The organism is Candidatus Omnitrophota bacterium (assembly GCA_028693815.1).
GTDB lineage: Bacteria > Omnitrophota > Gorgyraeia > Zapsychrales > Aceulaceae > Aceula.
The window spans coordinates 1-23,577 of the sequence record JAQUUP010000018.1; the positions used below are offsets into that span (position 1 = coordinate 1).

Consider the following 23,577-nt stretch of genomic DNA (forward strand, 5'->3'; position numbering starts at 1 on the left):
CTTGCGCCGTCAGGATTAAGAACGTCTAAGCTCATTGAATAAAAATTGATCAACGGCATTTGGCTTTGACCTTCGTTCTTGACAACAAAACCGTCCAGACGCACAGCTTCGCTACAATGGGCATACGCTGCTGTGAAATCCGCAGCATGCCCAAGAAATCCTGCCTGGCGAAGATGAATGTCGATCAAATGGGTCAAATAAGACGAATGATCTGGCATGAGCCAAAGAGCCTTGTTAGTCACCTCTCCTGCTTTCTGAACCATTTGCGGCACATGCTGATCAATAAATAGATACACCTGCCCCAATTGATCATAAAGAGCTGCGAGCTTACCATCGGCATAAAGAACTCTCTTGTGAAAATCTTTGTCTTGCTCCAATATTTCTTTGATAGTCTCATCTGTGTGCAAAGTAATATCTAACTCAAGGATAATTGCAAAGATCTGATGATCAGTCAGAAGTTTTTTTCTCCCTCCGGCCATCTCGCTCGCCACCGTTGCCCGAAAAGCATCAATAAGATTAACACCAATCGCAAGCACCACAATATCATCAAGACTTCTTACTTCTTTCTTAACCCATGACATTTTTGTCTTAAAGTCTTCCACATCTCTTTTTTGAGCCAACGTGTAAAAGAGATCAAGCGCTGTTGAGAAGCAAAAAGTGCCCAAGTCTTTGTTTTTCTGATTGGCGCAGTCCGCGATGACCCGAACAAGCGATTTCCAAGAATCTTGAAAATTACTCTTATCAATCGCTAAGAAGGCTTGGATAATTTTCTGAATAATCTTGTTGCGGTCTGTCAAGACGGTCGGCTCTATTTTCGCAAGCGTTTCACATAATTCCTTTGCATAATCTAAGGTCAAAAGTTTTAACGCGGAGACAGAGCCTTTGAACTTACTCTTTTGGATAAATTGATAAAAAAGATTAAAGATCTCATCAACACCCCCCCACGCAGCCGCTCCTTCTTTCGCGGAAAGCTTGCGTTTCGCGTCCACAAGCTGGGGGAGAAAATCAAGGATTTTGGGATCAGTCGGCGCGCTAGCGCGAGAAACATTTTCTGACGAAGAAGCACGCGAAACCTCCAAGGCCGACGAAGCGCCTTGAATTGGCGAGGCATCAGTTTGTTTTTCTGAAGATGGCCACTCCAGTCGAACTTTTAACATTGTGTCAAAATCATAACCCTCGCTCTGTAACTTTTTAATAACCTTGGTGAACTTCCGAGGCAAAGAACCGAACATAAGAAGGCTTGGTTTGGTTTTAACAGCTGTGACCGCGTACGCAAAGGCTTTGTTTAAAAGAACAGTTTCATCCTCTGCAAGATAAGGATAACGCTCATAATATAAATTCGCTAGGCGCACCAACGCTTCGACAGAAACCTTGTTGACAGAAAGAACTTTTTCCAGATGCGTAACAGCCTGAGGGAACATCCATAATTCTTCATAAAGCGTCGATAGCTGTATCCTTTCACTAAGATGATGGCCCTGATTGCTCTGAAGGGTAGCGAACAAATTGCTTATTTCATTTTGTTTTGCAACATATGCCAATGCGGCGTCTCTCTGAAGTAGACTAAGTTGTTCTTTCGTGTCTTGCTCCCTGATGCATCGATCAGCTTGAAAGAAGACGCCTTCCATGGCTTTCTTTAAAAACCGTGCAACGCCTCTGACACGCAAAGCCTCAAGATGATTATTTCTTATTCCAAGAATCTGATTCGCCAACCTAATCACAGAATCTAAATCATAAAATGCCGGTTCGGCAACCAAGATTCTTTCAATGTCTTCTAAAAGGCCTGCCACATAACTTTCATTCTTGACCTGTTGAGCAAATTTCCTCAGGACATCACTCTTCGGCGCCACCACTTCTAATTCTTCCACAATATCCAAAGCCGCTACCCAATTGTCCCAAGTGCCGTCTTCTAAGGCCTTTTTAACTAAACTCTCAAGCTCCTGTTCAAGCGTTTGTGCGCGCATTTGAGTTTCACGCTCACGTTCCTGCGCGCGCAACTCTTCCTCGAGTTTTGTCTCGATAGTACCACGCGCAAATTTAACCATTGCACGACATAAGGCAACAGGGTCAGTCTTTGGGTCAACCACAAAAGAAAATTCACTGACCAAACCTTTCATGATCCCTAAAAATAGAGAAAAATAAAAATCAAACATTTTCGTATCGGTCTTGATTTGCCCAGTCAGTGTAGAAATCTTAACCACGATTTCTTGCTTCTCTTTTCCTTTTGCCGAAAATTTTCGAAGCGTTGCGATCTCGCGAGACTTGGCTTCGATGCCTTCCAGGCGTTCACTCAAAAGCTCTGAAAGCATACGAACAAAATTAATTCGAACAACCCTCGCATCATCCTCAATGCCCTCTAAAACATCCTCGACGGAAAACTGCGCAGGATCGATTTTATCAAAAAACTCTCGCGGGCTACTGTTGTCTGTCACGGCCAAATCAGGCCTAGACAAATAAAGCAACGCCAACAAGAAATATAAAGAATGCGTGGTTAACATGTCTTCACCGGATAAAGACAAAGCTTCTTTGCAATGCTGACAGGAAAGACCAAAATCTTTTAATCCATAATACGCATGCGCCAGAATCGAATATCCGTCGAGTGTGCCAGGAAACTCTCGAGCTATCTCTAACCCTATGTCCTTAGCTCTGTTGAAGTCCTTACTTTTGATATATAACGCCCCAAGGCTAAATTGAATAAGAATCCAGGAAGCGTTATTTTTATCTTTGGCAATCGCCTCAAAAAGAAGATCTTCAGCCTCTTGATAACGACCTTTTTCTTTATAGATCTCAGCCCCTAGGCACAAAAAAGGAGGATCTAGCTTTTCCTCAAAAAATCTTCTCGCTTCATCGAAATACTGCTCAGCCAAATCTTCTTTTTCAGGAAAATCTTCTTTAAGGGTCAAAGACACAAGTAGATCATAAACGTGATACGCCTCAAGAACATCAGATGGATTTTCAAATTTCTGTATAAAATTGCGCGCGCCCTTCAAAGCCACCACAGCTTTTTTCACATTTCTATTTTTACCTTCATGATAATAAAGCGCCACGTTATAAAACGCCACCACGTTAAGTCGCTTAACATTTCCCGCCCAAAACTCCTTGCTGCTTTTATTTGCTTGATTCATCGAGACCAACCTTGGAGCAAGACCCATGGATTTCTCAAGAATCCACAAAGAATCTTTTGGTTTTCCTATTTTTCTGTAGATGATCCCTAAATAAATCCCTGTCCACATTTGCGTAAAAAGATCCAGAAAAGAAACACCCGAATGACTCCTGCGAGCGTTATTAAGAACATTCTCTGATTCCTTAAAATCTTCCACTTCGCCCAAAAGGATAAGATTCCAAGACAAGTCATGGGCGATATTAAGATCTTTCGGATCGCGTCTATAAATCTCTTTCAAAAGCGCAAGGGCCTTAGCTTCAAAAGATTCTTTTACGAACGGATCCGAAGTATTCTTAGATTGGTCATTAACAATCAACATGAGCGACCGATAAAAACTCGTAAGGCCTTGCGTTTCACCCGTCCAAGAATCGATTTCTCTTTGAACCAATGCCTGAGCTTTTTCTAAATCACCTGTTTTGCGAAAAATCCTCGTGCGAATAACAACGATAGCCACGTACTGAGCATCAGTCAACAAAGCTTCCTGAAAAGCCTCTAGCGCAATTTGAGCTTTATTGATATGGCGAAGAGACCCTTCCTTGGCTCGAGGAGAATCGGCTTCCTCAAAAATACGCAAAAGCTCCTTGGCAAAATCATCAAGAGCCACGCCAAAAAAGACATCAGCAAATGACTCGGACGTTGTAATAATCTGCCCGGCCACCCGAACAAAGTCCTCCGGGCTTTCTTTTGTTATGGCATAATAAAACAAAACCCCCGCCATAAATTTCGAAAAATACGGCTCTTGAATTTGGCATTCACTTTTAAGCAAAACATCAATAGCTTTCTGGTAATAAACATCCGCAAGCTTCTTATCACCTTGAAGAGAATAAAAATTACCTATCCTCATCGGTACGGCAAAATTAAATTCACTCACATGTTCTACAATTAAATAGTTTTTTAGAGCTTCTGGCAAGAATCCCAACTCTTCCTGACAATCCGCAAGCATGCCATAAGAGTTAATTGCTACTTCCTGGACGGCAGCAATCATATGCTGAACTGCCACGCGAAGCTCTTCTGCTTTTAAAAGCAAAAATTTCTCGAGTTCTTCAAGACCGCCAAAATCATCAACAATCCCTTGAAGTTTGTTTGCCAAACGAACGCATTGATTTTGATAAATATCAACGGCTTCCAAGTGCTGCCTATTTTCTTGAAAATTCATGGCCTGTTTAAAAAACTTTTCCCATTCATTCAAACAAGCAACAAAGTTTCCTCGGAAGATTTCAAAATTTTGATAATTAGAATTCGCACAAGACAAAGACTGCCCCCCCACACCTTTGGGTGTCAAAAGATGTGTTGAAGGGGCAAGGCCTAGAATCAGGCCTTGCCCAACTTCCTGATTCCCTGCCATCTTTTTCATCATTGCTTGCATCTTCTCGTCTTGATTAGATGGCAAAACGCTGGATGATCTTTTCTCTTCATTAATAGCCTTGTCTAGATCTTCTAGCGAAAGTGGTTTATCCAAGAAAGGCAATCTTAGCTCAGCAAGCTCCCTCTTTCTATCTTCGCCTAACCAAGCAGACATCATAATGATCATCACAGACGGAAATGCTTTCTGCACATGCTTGGCTAATGCAATGCCATTTTGTCCTGGCATATCCACATCTGAAAGTAAGACATCAACCTCGGGAGTGGTCATAAGGATCGCAAGCGCTTGGTCATAACTTTCAGCCTTATACGCTCTATAACCTAGCTGCTCGCTAAACAGAGCTGCCATATTACGACTCCACTCTTCATCATCCACAACCAGAATGCTCAAAAGCGCGCTCGACGAACTGCTTGTGGCTAAGAGCTCTTGAGCCTTTTCTTCGGAAAGCAGCATACCGACAATGACTTTTCCTGGGTTAACAATATCAAAGCCTAGTTTCTTATAACGCGGAATAAATCTTTTTGGAACATTAACAACACACACGCCGCAAAACCCAGATTCCTGGCTTATTCTTACGGCTTCCTTGATCAGTTCTTTAGCAATCCCTTTTTTGCGATGAAGCCTCAACGTTTCAAGATAGCTTAGGCAAGCGCAAGGCATACTCACAGATTGTTCGCTAAACCAAGAACTAAGGAAGCGATACTCTCGCGGATAAAGATCGATCTTCGCAAGACCCACAACTTCTTTCCTAAGCCCGAACCCTGCCTTAATGAAAATGCTTCCGGGTCTCCGTCCAATTTGCCAATCAAATTCCTTATCAAAGGTTGATTGGCCAAGAAAAAGATTAAGACGCAAATCATCTTTCAGGCTTAGCTTGTTATAAAATCGAATAAGCCAAAGGCTTTCCGGCACGCCCTCCAGCCTGACCCGCCGGGCACCTATAAGATCCCGAAATGCTCTCGCAGCGAACAAAAACCCTATGAGCGCTACAGCGCCAGTGATAACGCCAATCGCGCTCGAAGATGTTTTTTTCGGCGTGCCGGAGACTAACGAAGCTTTAAAGAATGGCGCACTTCTTTCTAAAGGTTCTTGCGTCTTATTCCTTGGAAACTTCTTTCCCATTCCAACAAAAGAATTCTTAAGAAAATACCAGACAAGCACGCAGTGCTTAAGCGGAGTCTCTACTAACAACCACTGTCGCGCTGGCAAGGTTTTGAACCAGAAATATTTAATGACATGACCAATAAAGATCCTGCGTCCAATAATAAAAAGTGTGCTCTTATCTGAATCCTTATCGCCATCTTTCCACCTAATCTCAATATCTCCTTTAATGTTTCGTCTCTCATGAAGAGGCATTAAACTCACAAAATAATGTGGAATCAAAGCACCAACGATTTCCCGTCCAACCTCAAGCGGTAAAAATGTCAACATGTTGATTGCATTGATTGCACAAATTTTTTTAAAAAAAGGCAATGTTTTAAATAAAGGGACATAAAGCTTTGTAGTCTTTCCGTTTATATTCTTCCAGAAATTGTACATCGCCCTAACAGAATCTTTTCTGCAAGCAGACCGTTTTGGAAAGAAATGGTTCTCATAATAATAAACACGTCCCTCAAAGGCTTCTTTTAATTCTGCAACATTAGGATTCTCTTTGATTTCTTCGTCAGAAAAAATGTCTAGAATTCCTTTTCGGAAATAAAAAAGAATCTTTTTTCTTGTTTCTTTTCTCAATCTCGAAGATTCCATAAACAGCTTAACAAAGACCCATGTTTTCTGAACAGTTGCAATCCGAAAATCAATACTTAATCCAGAGAGCCCAGAAAAATTTATCACAACATCAGCAGCTTTTAAAACATGATCAAAATGATTGCCCTTAACCAAAATACGAATCAGATACATGATATAAGAATGCAAAACGTCGTCTTTTTTTCTCTCTCGATAATCAAAAACAAACGACGTTGCCATATATTTATTAACAATGTCAAGCCGATGAAATATCCATTGGCCTACCTTACGACCATAAATTTTTTCAAGAACACTCAAAGAAACATCTGTATTTTCAGGAACATCGTGCAAAAGCGCGATAGTCAATTTTCTCTCATCTGTCACATCAAACACATCCACAAGAAACCTAGCCACTTCAATCGGATGGATAACATAAGGTTTCCTTTTAAATTGAACATTATGCCAAACAACATCCATCTTTTTCTGTTTGCGCCGCTGACCAAAATGAGACCTTTTGGCTATTAAAAACGCTGGCACCAAAATATCTAGGTCACAAAGCCCTTTTTTCTCAATGACAGCGTTCACAAGCGCTAGGAATTCCTGATTAATCTGGCCTTGTTCTTTGCGAACATCTCTAAGATAGTTAAAAAATTCTCTAAAATCATTGCTTTCAAATCCTTTCTTAAGTCTTCGGAATATCGTTTCGAGCTCCGTCAAAAAACCATCTGTAACACCTTCTTCTTTGGTCTCAGTCACGGACAAGGCATCCATAAGCTGAACTCTATAAAGCATCGCCAAAAGGACTTCGACAGACATATCGGTCTTGCGAGCCACATCCTTGGTTTCTTTAATAAATTTACTTGTTGGGGTCAAATCCTTGGCGCACCCATAGTTGGCATACTCACCGAGGATCGAATGCCACCACACGCAATACTTAAAGAGCAGTAACTGCTTCTTATTTAAAATACCTTTTAAGTATTTCTCGCCGATATCGGCAGAAAAATATGGATGCTTTAAATATTGCAGAAAACTATTAAATTTATTACTTATTCTTTCATAAAAAGGCCGAATAGTTTGATGGATCTTTTCAATACGTCTTTCATCGCCCTCCCATGCAATACGAACATCCCCACGGCATTTCTCAGCTACAGCTTTGCTATTTCCAAGGTCGCGAAATAACAATGCAGCCATAATCACTTGCAAATCTTCTGGTGAATAAGCCCATTGACCTCTATTTATTCTTTTTCTTAAGATTCTAAAACTTTTTAACGTGCGGGAATACAGAGAAAAAGTTCTATGCCCCCCGGAGACAGGGAAGAAAGCCCTTAGATCAACAAATTCTGGGATAATCTTAAGAATCTCCCCAGTCTCAAAATCCTTAATCATCAAGTCTGGATCGCGAAGAAGCTTAAAAAGCTCAATTGATGAACATGCACGATCAGGTGGACTATTATTCGTTTTTTCTGAAACAAACGGGAAATTTGAAAAATCAAAATTTAGTTGTTGGGATGGACTTGGGCGATATTGCGAAAGGGAGATTTTGTTAGCATGATCAAAATACTCTTGCGGCGGTGCCTGGCCAGGCTCAAGCATCCAGCTCCACGCCCAAGGGGCTGATATAAATTGACCATTGGCATTCACAACAAAAATCGGAAAATCTTCCCATTGATAAAGATAAAAAAGCTGTCCATCCTTTTTATCACCGCAACGAAGAAATTTTTCTAGATCTTTTTTATATCCAAAGATACCTTTCTTATTTAAGGCAGGGACAACTCCTGAAGAAATCTGCATCAGTTGATCATTTGCCCCTCTACTCTTAAATTGATGCTGAATAAGCCAAATAGCATGACTGACTGTAGGTCCTACGGACACGGTCTTTTCCCAAGGTATTTCCCGGGGAAGACTAACAGATGTTGTTGTTAAAAAAAGATAAGGCGGCATACGTTCTTTAAGGTAGTCAATACATTCTTCCTTCGGATAAGACGCGGTTTTAAGCTCTTGATCAGTCCATCCTGTGTTAAAAGGCGCCTGACCTTGCGTCAGCTTTCCATGAACAACAGCCACAGAAGTAAGTCTCCAGACAATACCAAGACCTTTAACCAAAACCCAAAGTGCTTTTAATAACGTTGATCCAAAAGCCGTCTCATCGTCTAGAAGAAAAACACGTAACGCACTCACAGGAACATTATTCACTTCTTTTAAAAGATAGCCATTTTCTTTCAAAACCTTCTTAGGAATATGGACATCTGTGCGACTAAGCCGTTTTTTATCCATATAACCATAAACAATCAAAGATGTTTGGATCTTATAACAACGCCTAATATATTTTTTGAGAAAATAGACTGCCTCTTTAACATACACCAACGCTCCATCGTCAGGAGCAAGAATCAAAAGCGGATGACTCTTAAGATCTTGAGTGATCTCACGTTTTGATTTTCCCTCAAAGGCTAGATCAAAAAGACGCTCTGCCAGGATCACAAACGCGTTAATGTTATAGATCTTAAATCCTGCAAAATCTACCCACCCGCTATGATGTCCATAATGAAGATTCAAGGCAAGATGAAACCGGATCCAGGGACTTACGGCCTTAAGGCTAGCCCAGGCGCTAACAACCTCTCCCTCATTAAAAACTTTATCTTGTCGGGAATACCCCTTATACAAATCAAAAAGATCCGGAGCTTGCCATCCAGCTTGACGAAAAGCCACCAACATTAACCATAATTCGGCGATATCTTTATCATTTTCTGTGCTATGCAAGAGCATCACCTGATTCTGAAGATCAATAGACGGCAAAGAAACATCCCAAAATAATGGACAAGGATGATCGCGATCAATAAGAACTTGATCAACAGGAAGATCAGACAAACGCCCAGCCTCTAAGGCATCTTTGGCAAGACGGGTATGCTGATAAACAATACGACTTAGTAAAGCCTTGCTCTTTTTCTTAGGGTTGTCTAGCAAAACTTGACTCGATTTCTTAACGACAAACGCTTCTTCGGGCGTTACGATAAGAATTGTTTCGCAAAACAATAAAAGAAAATCTTGCCATAAAGGATTAATAGTATGCTTTTGACTAAATCGTTCTTCTGCGCTGATCCTCAACACAAGCTCACAAGACAATGATTTGTACTCATTAAGCCCGTCTAAAACCCAAACCAAGATCGTTAAATCACGGCATGAACCGATGGAAGCCTCAACGCGGATTCGCGCATCCTTGATCAATTTAGGCTGAACAAAACGCACCACGTTTTCCCCACCAGGAAAGATCTTTCTTTGTAACGAAATCTGAACGATTTTTTGATTTTCACCACGTTTAGCCGTGACACGAATACCTGTAAATTTCTCGTACCCCTCAAGCGAAAGTCCTGAGCTCACTACAGCCTTAAGCCACCAATCACCCTCTCCCCAGCACGAATCAAAGGGTTCCCGGGCTTGAGAATCACCAAAAAGATCTCGAAAACTTGAGAACGTATTGACCACAATACCAGGATACGCCTCTTTTAAAGCAAAAGAAAATTTAAAGAAAACATCCTGATTACAATAATTACTAGGTGTATAGAAAAGTTGCGATCCTTGGCGGCTCTGGCGCAGAAGCCCCAAAGCATGCCCTTTAGCCTCTTGCCAATCTATTAAAAGATTCATGGAAAAAATAATATCCGCAGGCCCAAGCGATTCCCGACGAATATCAGCAAAAACAAAAATAATATCTGGATCTGTTCTTTTGCGTTCCGCCTCAATAAGGGCAACATAAGAACAATCCACACCCACAACAACTAGATCCTGAAAATCACGCGTATCGCGATAATACATTGCGATACCTTGAGTCGCTTCGCCAAAATAGCATCCCACATCTAAAATCCTTATCACTTGCGGCCGATCATTCGGCCACGGATTAAGGTTCACATTCTTGGTCGCGTCAGCAATAATAGGCTCAAGATGTGCGTTTTTCTTTACAATATCGACGAGCAAGCTTCTAACAAGAAGACTACGTACTAACAGTGAAGGATCGCTTGTGGCGGCATCCACTAAAACATTAAGGATGCGATCGCATGGACACCTATGATGAATTTCTTTTAACAAGACAAGGCTTTTAGCCCGCAAACTCGCGCGACATTCCTCTCGCGCGACACTAATCAAGCCATTGACAGCTTCCTCACCACGCGTGATCATTCGTTCGATGATCTCTTGATCCCTCGTTAGATCATTCCTGCGGCCACTACCCTTCCCTTCAATCGTTAAAAATAAATCAAGATCATCTTGAATAGTTGATAAAGAAGAAGCTGACGAACGTAAGAATTTCACAAAATAACAAAAAACGAACAAAGCCGATTTCCCCATCTTTACCCACCAAGAAATCGGTCCAATGAAGCTACAATAGTAATGCTCTTGAAACCCTTCTGGTGGCTTTAAATATCTAACATCTTTATCAAAAGATTTTTCTTCTCTATTTAAAAAACCCAAAAAAAGCAACCGTATTAAAACATCTGTCTTTAAAGTGTTCCCATCAATAAAATCTGTATTAATTGTTAAGTCAGGCTTTCGTTCATAACTTAAAAGCTCATCTTGAGATAATTCTGAAACACTTGTCCGTGATTGAGCATACTCATAAGACCCCGAACCTTGTGTTATTCTCTGTTGTCGACAAGAAAGACTGCCTTTGGTATGAACAAATAAATGAATCAGTTGTCCACGGCTAGGCAAAAAAGTCGCTGTTTCTATAAAAATAATTTTTTCTTTTTGATGTTTCTCTTTCATCATGACAACATCAAAAGGACGACTTAGTGCTTGTATAGAAAAAGAGTCTTTGCCCTTAGCCTCATCTATAACAACATAACCCATCTCTTGCAAAGAGAATAATTGCGATAGCGCTTCGATAAGCGTACTTTTTAAAGTCCCCGTGGGACCCGAGAAAAGAACCACGAGAGGCCAAGAATGATCTTTGGCCGTTCTTAGCACAATATCTTTCATCATAAATCCTAGATCAACAATCGCGATATAACGATCCATATGATCAAGGCTTAAATTCCTGGACATCAAAATATTCTTAATTTCCTGCAAACATAATAATCCGCTAGAAATGAAAATATTCTTTACTTGTTGATTAGGAAAAGTCCTGTTTTTTTCAGAAACTGATAAGAAATCCTGTAGTTCATTTAAAAGCGCGGAAGAATTTTTGCCAACAATATAGTGGACGATCTCTGCAATCTTAAATGAATCATAATGATTGGTGAAACGCCATGTGGCAGTTTGTAAAAGATATTCTTGGTCCCTCTCCTGCTTCAGGCCAAAGGCGATGCGTGTATCCAAGAAATTAATGGCCTGATGCAAGGCCTTGCGCCAATTTTCTTTCGCGGCATAATGCGCTACCCTTGAACGAAAATACTTAAGCGCCGTCTTTTGAAATTCATCTGAGATCTCTCTTGATGCGATAGAAAAAATATTTACGCCGATAATCGGCAGAAGCTTACAATAACGACTGGCTTGCCAAGCAGGCGTGATGCTTTGTCGGCCAACGCACCAGACTTCGCAATCCAGGGTCCGCTCGCCCTGAGGATCCACAAACCACACTTTAAAAGGATCTTTTAATTCTTGATCTTCGTATTCTCCGTCAAGGACTACTTGAATATCGATATCCTTGCTATGCGGCGCGAACAAGAAGCTGTGTCCTATGTTAACGCTCTGGATGCGGCAGGCAACGATCCCATTCCGCTCAAGCTGGCGCGCAGCCGCTTGCATAAAAGACATCCAGCTCCTTTTGCCTGATGGCTCAATAATCTGTAAAGCTGGGCTTATCAAAAGCTCATATCGCATTCGCGTGAATTCTTGCATCAACTCCGGCAACAACGTATAGATACTAAGCTCACGCTTTAGGGTTTCATTCAGATTAAGGATTTGTTCTTGAAAAATAAGGCTAAGCTGGACATCAGAGGAAGGAAAATATTGATCAAGGGAGATTTTGTTAGCATGATTAAAATATTCTTGAGGTGGTGCCTGACCGGGCACAAGCATCCAGCTCCATGCCCAAGGGTCTGATATAAATTGGCCATTGGCATGCACAGCAGCAAAAATCGAAAGGTCTTCGATCTTTAGATCGCGTACATCAATACAGCCAAATAATAATTTTTTCGTCATCTGACGCTTGCGTCGGTGCTCTGTGTAATAATCAAGACCCGCGGCCCACTGAAAAACATGGGTTAGTTCGCCAAGTTTGCATGTCCCACAGCGATTAAGATGCTCCAGGGTCTTTTCCATGGCATCAAAGCGATGCGCAATGCCACGAATATATTCTCGGATCTGATGCAGCGAAGTACTCTTAAGCCAATACCAGCGCACCTTCTCGCCAAAACCTCGCGCTTCATCTTGAATTTGATAATATTCTACCAGCGCGCAGTCGGCATACAGCCCATGGCTTACTAGGAATTCTTCTTTCGACAGGCCGTTGATGGTCTGCTTTTTAAGATCAACCACAATACCAAATCGATTCTTGAGCGTCCGCACAGCCAGGTCGATGCTAGAGGAACTCATCAGTTTCTCCAAATCTTTCTCATATCCAGCAATACCTTGGCCGTTAATCGTATTTAAAAATAGCGCTTCGTATTTTCTCGCCATAACATGAATAGAAACTTTCTTGTAAGATTCAACCATGCAGGCCTTAAGCCCATCCGTCCATTGGGTATCGCCTTCCTCAACATAACGATAGTAAATCATCATCGCCTCTTCCAGGTAGCGGCCTAAAAGAATCTGTGTTTTCTTTTGATATTCTTCAACAAACCAAGGATCTTGATAATCAAAACCACGCACAACTCTCGTTAAGTCCCACCCGGCAAACGGATCCATCAACCAACCGTTAACCCTGTGAATAATATATTCCAGAGGGCCTCCTGTTGCGGTTGCGATATTATAACCACCCGTGAGCGCGACTCGCTGATCGCTTGTGCCGCATGCTTCACGTGTACATCGCGGCATGCTCACCCATTCGTCTGTAGCGTTCACAACCTTTTTCATGACTTCAATACCACTTTTTTCAACAAATAAAAATTTCCTTTTCAAGGCAGGATCTTCGGCCATCTCCTTAAAAAGCCTGACCCAGGTCGCGCCATCATCATAATACGTATCTCCGCCCACCAAAAGATTAGCGCCTAAACCTTGCTTGAGCGGAAAATCCTTATCCCAAGGGGTCTCATAAAAACGCCCGCGATCACCCGTCACCCACTCAATATACTTTTTATGCCGAAATTTATCCCACTCCTGCTGATAACCGGGTATCAAGATCCCCTGCTCTTTATAAGGCACGAGTCGACGGATTAAACCAATCAAAGGACGCGCGGGATCTATGAAATTGAAATCAAATTGATCCTGAAGATAATCATTAAGAATAAACTTTTGCTGATGACGCATTTTGAAAATATCTTCACCAGTAATATGATCCACTCCTTTTTCAACAAGCAAGGCTCGCAAGTCGTCGCAGGACCAAAGCCACGGATCAGAGCCATTGACAATGCCGATAACCTTATTTTTAAATTCTGGCAATACAGCGATCTTAGTTACTTCGGCATGTTCATCCGCCACGCCGTTAATAACATCAGCCAATCGAGCTAATCCGACCGCCGCATTCACCAAGTGGCCATCTTTGCCATCTAAGACAATTTCCCATCGGATTAAGTCTTCGCCGACAACCTGACAAATATGATTACGCTCCCAATAAGGCAAAGCCGCCGCTTCGGGAGTATGGGTTGTCATCACGATCTTTGTCTGCGCAAAAAGACTTTTGTGCCCGTTTCCATTGTCCTTAAACCACGCGCGATCATTTTCCATCGCCGTGGCCACAAAAACAAGCTGAGGCTCGTTGAGCCGGGTCAAAGCCGGTGAAATGCCAAGCTTTTTCATCAGCTCAACAAAACTACGAGCCAAAAATCCATAATAACGTGTTTGCTCGTCACCGCCCCGATAAAGCCGCGAGAAAATTGCAGGACAGCGAATCAAAAAGACAAGCGTGCCACCGCGATTAACCCAAAAAATATGGGCTTTGTGCGTACGAAAATTAAAATTCACGCCAATGCTGAACGGTTTCCCATCCTGTAAAATAACCGGATAAATATTTTCTTCACTTGCCCAATCAATCTGCTGATCCTGCTTATCAAGCTCATACAGCGGCATAACGCCAAAGGCAACAACATTCTTAAGCTGACTATAGGAACCCCATGTTTCTCCTGTCAAAAATCCTAATCCCCCTGCGCCTAAGGCACAGCAGGCCCGATCATTGAGCTCAGGCAAAAATGCCTCAAGCGAAATATCAGCAACAACCGGCTTCGTTGTTGTGTAAATAGCATTAAGCTTTTCAGCAAGAAATTTATTTAACGCGAAACGGCAAGGAGTACGAATGAGGGTATTTTGCGACTGGGCGCCCTGATTTAAAGCCTCCAAAGTCTCAGGCAAATACCCAGCAACATTCATGCTCAGCAAAGCTCTGGCAGCTGCAGCCTCAATCGCTGGAAAGTCTTTTGTTGTTTTTCTGCCAGAGCTCAAAATCTCTGCCATTAATTTCTCAATCTCTGCAGATGTATTGTCCAATTGGGCAATGGCCGCCAAACAGCCAGACCGAACTTCAGAATGACCCACCATATCAAGAGCTGTGCAGCGAACTATGCGCAACAAAACAGGCAAAGCTTCTTTGATCTTCCTGGCAGAGGCGATCTCGCAAGCCTTTGAAGCCGTAAACAGGGTTGCATTAAATTTAACAAGATTATCCTTAAGGTTGTTTTTTGGAATATCGAAAACTCTTTCCAACGCTGCAATAATTTCATTAGTTGTTGAATTAGGGTTGATAGTGCTAGACGAACTTGCACACACCACCGTCGGCGTACTGGTCAACGCTTGATTACTTACCAACGCTGAACTTACAACAATATATCTATGCTGCTTTCCTTTGTTATGAATTTCAAACCGATGAACTTGTCTGTCTTCAGGGTTTTTAAAAATTTCTGAAAAATAATCCATTTTCTTTGGATCTAAAAACTGCTTAACTGCCGAATTAAAAATAAGTGCATTGAGATCAAGGATTCCTCCTTTAACTTCTATGTCAACACCAAAATTCTTTCCATCGTCATTTTCTCTGCTAGATAAAAAATTAGGTGAAAACGTTTCTTTGCCTCGATAAGTTAACTGTAGTACCTTCTTGTCCTTTTCATTTTTTAAAGAAAGTGTTTGCTGCAATGGCCCTCCCTTGCCTAAGATCTCTGCTTCTATTCTTATTTTAATTTTTGGCTGCACCACAATCTTAATGCCGCCAAATAGCGTGAAACCCTGATTTAAAAACTTGAAACCCTCATGAGAATCAGATATCAAAACTTTTTTTGCTGGAAACACTTCAAGCTCCCATTTCGTCACTTCTCCATCAACAGTTACCAAAGGAACCTTTTGCGCCTCTGTCTCTAAAACCGAAGATGCGTTCTTCTGGGCTTTTCCTTTCACTGGTGGAATAGGTTTTCCTGTTAAAGAGATCAATCTGCCTTTCATTACCCTTTGATAATGCATAAAAAATCCTTTGCTAAACTCATGAAGCGGCTCAAGTTGTCTTTTAAGCATTGCATTAGCAATCCCATCTATTCTCTTTTGCATATTTAGAATCACCTTCATCACAATTTCGTTCTCAGGAATACCGCGTGCACGATAAATTTCTAGATATCGAATAACCCCTAAAGGCCCTAGAGCATCTTTGATATCTGCCCAAAGCAAAAGCTGACTTTCAAGGCTTTTTCTCTTAAGCGTGTAATCATCATGCTCATTAATCGCCTGAAGCGTTTCTCTAATCTGCTCAAACGAAAGTCCAAGATCTTGTAAATATGAAAAAGCTTCTCTGGCACTGACCTGGCCGTGGCGTGTTTCTTTCAATTGATAAACAATACCAATGTCGTGCAAAAAAACAGCTGCCGCTAAAACCTTCCCGTCCACATCAAAACCAAATTCATGAACAATCTCTTTGATATATTTCCAAAGCCTTAACGAATGTGGCAATCCATGATGGGAACGCAACTCTGGGCTTTTGGCATATTCTTTTTCATTAATCTCTATAAGTTTGGCGATCAATAATCTATCAAAATAAATAATCCGATCAACAATCTTGTGTGAAGCACCATCGATACCAAAATGGATTTTATTTTGAATAGTAATGCTAAGGCCCTTATTCACACTTGTCTGGCTTTGATACAACTCAATATTTTCTTGCTCTGTCAATCCAAACAAAATCGATTGAATAGCTTGAATTATAATGTCTCTCGAAGTATTTTCAGGTAATAAAATCACAGGAATTTTTTTAAAGGCAGGCATATCTTTAAGATTACAAAGAAAACGAATCAAAACAACATCTTGGGATAATCCATTAGGAGCACGGACCAACTTAACACCTTTTTGCTGAAGAAGAGCAATGATATCTTGATAAAAAACACGGTTTTGTCTTGCGACTTCACTTGCCGCGGTCACAAAAGCTTGTTGATCCGTGCATAATTCCAAGACATCAGGACTTGCTGAAGGAAGGCCAAACTCGTAGTAATCAAGAAATTTAAACATTCCACCGAGTTTGCGAATCACGGAAGTCGTTTGCCGTGAGACTTCAGCTGCTCGATTTTTCATAAGAGCTGAAGACCCGACCAATGAAAAAGAATGCCGCATCAAAAAAAGCTGCTCCCCACCAGCCACGGACGAGGTAAAACAGCTTATAACAACATTTTGATGCGGCGAATTATTTTCAGGCAATGAATCTATTTTTATCGACCTTTTCTCAACTAAAACTAAAGGTAGGCCATATATTCTGGCCTTTTTTCTTAATTGAAAAAGAAAAGGTCTGTATATTAGGCTACCACTTAACAGCATTTTAGGAAAGGCCAATATTATATCGACAAGCGTTGATGAACAAGGTTTATTTTTAATATTTTCTATAACTTCTGTCATAAACAATATCGCCGACGAAGCAAGCGCTTGCTTATCTGCTAAAAAATAATAAGGTCGTTCTGACGAAGCCATTGCCCCCTCGTCACTGACGGAAGCAATTGGCTTTTTGTAATTCTTACTAAAACGGTCAAAATCAAGACTTGAAGAAATTTTCTTTGGACTAACAGTGAAATGCTTTCCACATCCTTGCAATCGATCGCCAGAAAACGACGTCCAGCCCAACATCTCTCGGAAAGCTTTTGGGAAAGAAAGTCTTAAGTAGCCGCTCTTACCCATTGGCTCGTATAACGCCGTCATAAAGGATGAATAAAAAATCCGGTTCCAATTTTCAAGACGAAGAGCTAAAGGAAATTCCATGTTCATCCGCAATATGAGCGTGTTAAATTCACCCAGGTCACAAACTCTGGCTTCTCCGCCTAAGGTTGCATATAAAATAACAGCATCTCCTGGCCTTATCTCGTCTACCTGAAAACCATCGCAATAAACTCTTGCTTGCCGTTGAAATCCTGCAGGAAGATACAACCGATACTTGCCGTCAAGCTTCGCAGGATAAACTCTCTCTTCTGTCTCATCCTGTAAAAATCTACTTGATAGGAAATGATCTACGACAGCGATATCCTCGCGATGCTGCGCTCGATATTTCGTCCACTCCGCTTGCTTCCAAAGCTCAAAATATCTTCCAGCGCCAACAACCACAAGATCCAATACTGCGGGGTCATCCACTTCCCAGTAATCACGGATCTCCTGAGGCAAAGAGATCCTTTTACGTTCCTGATTATAGAAACAAGTGACAAAATTTGATCCTTCAGCTTTAGAAGTCAGAAATCCGTCAGGGTGAATCGCAAGCTTGATCTGTGTCTGCCCTGAAAGCCCTTGACTAAACTCGATAGGGATAAAAACGCGCCACTTATAATCCATCGAGACTTTAGCAGAACCTGTCAACAAGACGCTTGAGACGCGCGCAACTAGCGACGAGGAGGTTTGCTTAAACTTCGTCACTCCCCCAATATGCCTGCCGCGGCAAAGGTGCCCATCTTCAACCGAATGTCGGTCAGACAAATCAAAAAATTCTCCGCCACTCCATTTCTTCCCAAAGACATCTTTAAAGTTCACTGGCACATCTGGCGTCAACGGCTCTGCGATCAAAACCTTAGGTTTCACCGTTTTTCTTGGACCAACTTTGACGAGCTGTAAAACAACATAAGCATCAGTTTGCGCTGATCGCTGATAACCCGGGTTTTTATCCTGAAAACCGTTACCAATGCGTGCCTTCTCTTCACTTGTCATCGTTGAAATGTCAGCCACCGTGATTGTATTCTCGTGAAGCAGGACAGCGTTCTTTTTTGTATCCGGCAAAATCGCCAACATAAATCTCAATAAACCATCGTCTGCTCCCAGGCTCATACGGAAAACAATGCGACCATCGGTTAATACATACGGCCCCTCCATGTCGCAAGCGATGGCGGCAACACCATTTAAGCGAGCGCGAATCTCCTGAGCGATCTCTTGGGCAAAACCATTAATCTGATTTCCCGGCAAAGTGTAGACGGCTATCGGCATAAAGAAAATCGCGGGAGCTGTTTTGGGCTTACCCCGACGCGATGGGTTAGCCTGCTTAATCGCATAATTAATATCCGCTGTCTGTTTTGCTAGCGGAAAAGAAAGCCCAACAATCAATTTTTTCTCATCCTTTTTCGATCCGATCACCGCTGACTGGTCTGCGGCTGCACCCTGTTGGTTAACTTCTTTATCAAGAAAACGCACATACGCACGCTTTAATAATTTTTTAATCATGCCGTTAAAAGTTGTTGAGAATATATTCCAACGGTTATATTTCTTGACATCTCTTTTATCCCATTGCTTTAAGATATAATTCAACTTCGCAAAGCGTTCTTCAGGGGTTCCCCACACAATAAGCGCATAACGCACGCCAATATATATGACCCAGAACATCGTAATACCAAAAACTGCTAAAACGGTAAAATGAAAAGCATTGGGATACCATGGCTCATTAAGCGGAATGCCTAAGAAAATAAAAGCCGGATCGATCAAAGATGAACTAGCCCCTGCGACAACGCTCTCAATTGAAGGAATAAAATCTTTAACAAATTTCAGTTCATCAAGAATGCCACTCCATTGTTCTATCTGTTTGCTTTGAGCATCCTTCTCTTTTTGGAATTCTCGTAAATCCTTCTTTTGACTTGCTTTGGCATCTTCTGTCTGTCGCAGTTGCCCCTGAATGTCAATAATCTTCTGTGATAACTCTTGGATGCTTGGCTCATGGCCGCTTAAGAAATCCCTGGCCTCACGCAAGAGATCTTGTAAATACAAGACATTGCCCTGCAAAGATTGAGCACCTAATTGAGTCCTTTGCTGATTTTCGCTGATGTCTTGCGCTTTAGCCAAAAGATAACGGATTTTTGCTTCCTTCTCATTTTTTGCTTTTAATGTTCGCGTTATTCTTCCCTTGATTATTCTAAGTGTATCTTTGAGCGTCTTTACGTTTTGAGTTTTTTGACTATCATCAAGGATCAGGCCTTGTTCAATTTGCTCCATATCCTTTTGTGCTTTTTGCTGTGTCTCTATAAGAATTCCTTGTAAATCCGTGCCTTGCTGATACAGATCCTGATCTCGAGCCTCATCCACTTGACTCGTCTTGGCAATAATCTGATAATCTCTGGCAAAACCATCCGCCAAAGCTTTCAAATCGCTAATATCCTTCAAGAGCTCTGCAATACCCTGTCTTGCGACCTTGACATTTTCAATGAGTTGTTCTTGAGCTTTTTTATTCCCTTGATAACGAAGGTCCTCTCTTCTTTTTATGCTCTGAAGACCCTCCCACCGCTTTTGCTGCAATACAAGGCGATCATAAGCGCGATCCGCCACCCTTGTCTTTTCCTGAAGTGTTTTTTGTGCTTTTTGAGCGTCTTGCTGATACGCTATCATCCATTCGGAGCCTTGGGCAAAATTTCTGATTGCAGAAAGCACTCCTTTTTCAACACCAACTTCACTGGCATCCATCTCAGACAATTGATTATCAATTGCTTTTATTTTTTCAAGAATAATATTCCTTTCTCTAACGAGAGAATCACGTCTTTCTGTAATTTTTCTCTGCTCACATAATAATACTAATGGCTTATCATTATCATTGTTTTGTGTGCCGCCGTTACCATTCCCTCGTTCTACTATTTTCTTCATAAATTGTCGATGCTGCTCCATCAATTGATCAGAAATGCCCATTGCTTCTTGGAACGACGTCGTAAATTGATGACTAATAATTTCTAATTCTTTGTCTAATTCTTGCTTTTTTTGTATAAGCGCAAGCCTTCTGGAGTTATCCTTGATACGCTGACTCACAGAATCTGAATACTCTTGGCTCTGAGACAAAAATGCAACATAGTTCTTCTCCATGAAAAGCTTGTTAAGCCCCTGGAGCTCTTCTTCACTAAAAAGATTTGATAGTTGAAGGCGCGCGATGATTTGCTTTACATGTTTTTCCATCGCAAACACATTACCCTTTGCCTGTCTTTCATTGGCAACAATAGATTCTTTTTGTTGCTCCACGTTGCCTTGGCATATCGCATTCTCGACTCTCGCGCCTTCAAGCTCAGCATCCAATGCCCTTAAGAATATGGCAAGAGAGTTTAAACGTTTTTGGCTTAAAGATAACGCGTCGACTAAAGACTTTTGATTCTTTACCAATGTTTTCAAGGCAAGAAAGGCTCGCGCCAGAAATTTTATTTTCTTAGAAAGAATATCTGATACCTGTGCATATTTTTCTGCTGTGAGTGACTTGTAGGTAGGGTTAACAACATCCTGGTAGTTGGCAGGAACAACAATAAATCCATGCCGTGCAAACACCCGATTGGTACAGGCTTCTTCTGCTCGTTTAGAAATATTATTTAACGCGTCAATAATCCCTAAGGCTTTTTGATGCAAATCTCGCGCTTCTTTCATATCCTGCAAAAGATGATCAAGCTCTGCGCTGATTTCCTGCGCCTGCTCCCGCGAAGTCTTCTCCTTGGCACTAGCCTCAACCCAAAGAGTTTGTATTTTCTCAGTTAACCCCATCACTTTCATTTGCTGGGCCCTTAAATCATCAATCTTTTGATTCAAAATCGTTACGGCTTTGGCGAGCTTCTCGATTTGCTCAAATGTCTCGCTCGCCAAGTCACCAGCCTCTTGATTGCCCTTTTGTGCTCGCGCGATGGTCTCTTCAAGAGCGGCTATTCTTCTGCAGCTCTTCTCAGCAAGACTTTGCTGCTCACCAGTTTGTGATAAAAGTCTTTCTTGCTGACCAATTAAACTCTTTTCTTGATGAGAGAACATCACGCGACGCGTAGCAAGGCGCCGCAACTCTTCGTTGATATGAAAAATTTTTTCTTCAATATCCCTCTTCTTTTCTTTAAGATCAACAAGTCTCACCCTTAAGACAGCGGCCATGTTTTTAGATTGCAGGAGTGCCTCTTGCACGCTAGCTTCCCTCTCTTGCCCAAGCTGACGAAGAACGTTACAACCCTCTTGGACCTTTTGACAACGAGAGAATAAATCTTCTATGCCCTTTATAAATTGGGAGAAATCATTTTTTCTGTCTTCGCGCTCGTCGAGACCATTCGAAATACTGGCACGTATTCTTTCGAGTGTTAAGAACATCTCTCTGAGCTGCTTTTCCGTTTCCTGCACGATCTTTCGAGCCAACGAACATTTTTGTTGATTCTCCTGAAGGCGCGAAATAAAAAGAGTCATATCACTTTTTGATGGTGCTTGCGGCGAATCTTCGAACAGCGCAAAAGGAAAAATTAAATTTCCTGCCCCTTGCATGATCTGAAATATTTGCGACAAATTTATCTCTAGCGCTGTTAGAGCTTGACCATGCAAAGCAAGATCGCCTTGAGGCCCTTTAGAAACCCCTTTAGTCTCGACAGGAAACCCAAAGACCTCAAAATACTCCTGATCATATTCTTTATCAAGCACATTTCCTTTCTGATTTTGAAATACAGCCGGTGGCTCTTTTGTTTGATTAAACAAGTTGTTTACTCTATTATCTTGATCCTGAAATACGGAAAGACGCTCTCGGTTTTCTTTCTGTGTAAGCTCAAGCTGTTTTGCCCTAGCAGCATCTCTGACAATCTTGCTTTTGTCCGTTAAAAGCTCATGGCTAATCTGGGAAGAGCGCGTTGCATTCTTAATAAAGGCAAGGAGGCCCCGAACACGATCATCTATTTCTGCTGGCTTTGGCGCAATCGGTAAAGGCTCTGGCTGCATTACCGGCTCAAGGACACCATTGCCATGATTATTTCCACCATTGCTATTTCCATTCTTGCGCTCATCCATCTTTTGGCGAAATTCTAATAATTTTTTGGCTTTTTCTAAAACATTGAGGTTGGGATACTCTAACGATCTTTCTTGATCCAATATTTCTTTAATTCTCTCAATCTCAATGGCAAAAGCATCTTCCAGCTCGCTCACTAATAATTCTACGCGGCGAAGCTCAGCAATCTTCTTAGCCCTATCCTCAACAGTGCTTAAAGGTGGCTGAACGATTATTCTTTCTTTCATTAGCCCATCAGAAGGTTCATCTTTTTTCCGTTCTTGAGTAGGAGCGACCTCTAGCAATACCTTGATCTCTCCCATCGTCAACTTAGGATCTCTTAGATCCCACAATATCCTTCGTATCCCATAACGCTGACGAAGATCCTCCCACGTGTTCACGTCTGCCACGTCACCTTCTAGCTTGCGAAAATGCTTGGCATTTCCGTTTCTTTTTAAATGCTGATTTAATAACCATAGAGCCTTTTTCTTAATATCCTCATTCGAGTCTCCGCTAAAAAGCTTTATCTCTCCAACGATCATACGGTCTGCTTCTAAAGGAACAGAAAAATCATTATTTAATCTTTCTAATACAGTTTCAACCCTGAGCGCTTCCCTATTATTTTCTACTATTTTTTGTCTTGCCGTCTCTTCTGAAAACTCTCTTCTTTTTGTATCAAGAGCTTCAATAACCATAGGATGGTTGCAATCAGACATCTTCTTTGTGATTTGGGAAGCGTCGGTCACTTTTGAAATTTCCCTAATCAACCTAAGGACATCAGGATGCAAACTTCCTTTTACAGTAATAGTAGATGGGTCGATAACATCCTCTTCTTCAGGAACAATAGGTTCAACGGGTTCCTCTTTGATGGCAGCAGGCTCGGTTTGTTCAACAACTGCTGGAACTTTTTTAGCAGGTTCAGGAATAGCAGGTTTGGTTTCTTCAACAATAGGTTCAACGGGTTCCTCTTTGATGGCAGCAGGCTCGGTTTGTTCAACAACTGCTGGAACTTTTTTAGCAGGTTCAGGAATAGCAGGTTTGGTTTCTTCAACAATAGGTTCAACGGGTTCC

The 23,577-nt window shown here is 41.6% G+C and carries 1 protein-coding gene; it reads right to left on the reverse strand.

Features of this window, described 5'->3' with window-relative positions; translation table 11 throughout:
• A partial coding sequence (locus tag PHY73_06390; protein ID MDD3375330.1) for a response regulator occupies window positions 1–23,577 on the reverse strand: 23,577 nt, incomplete at both ends.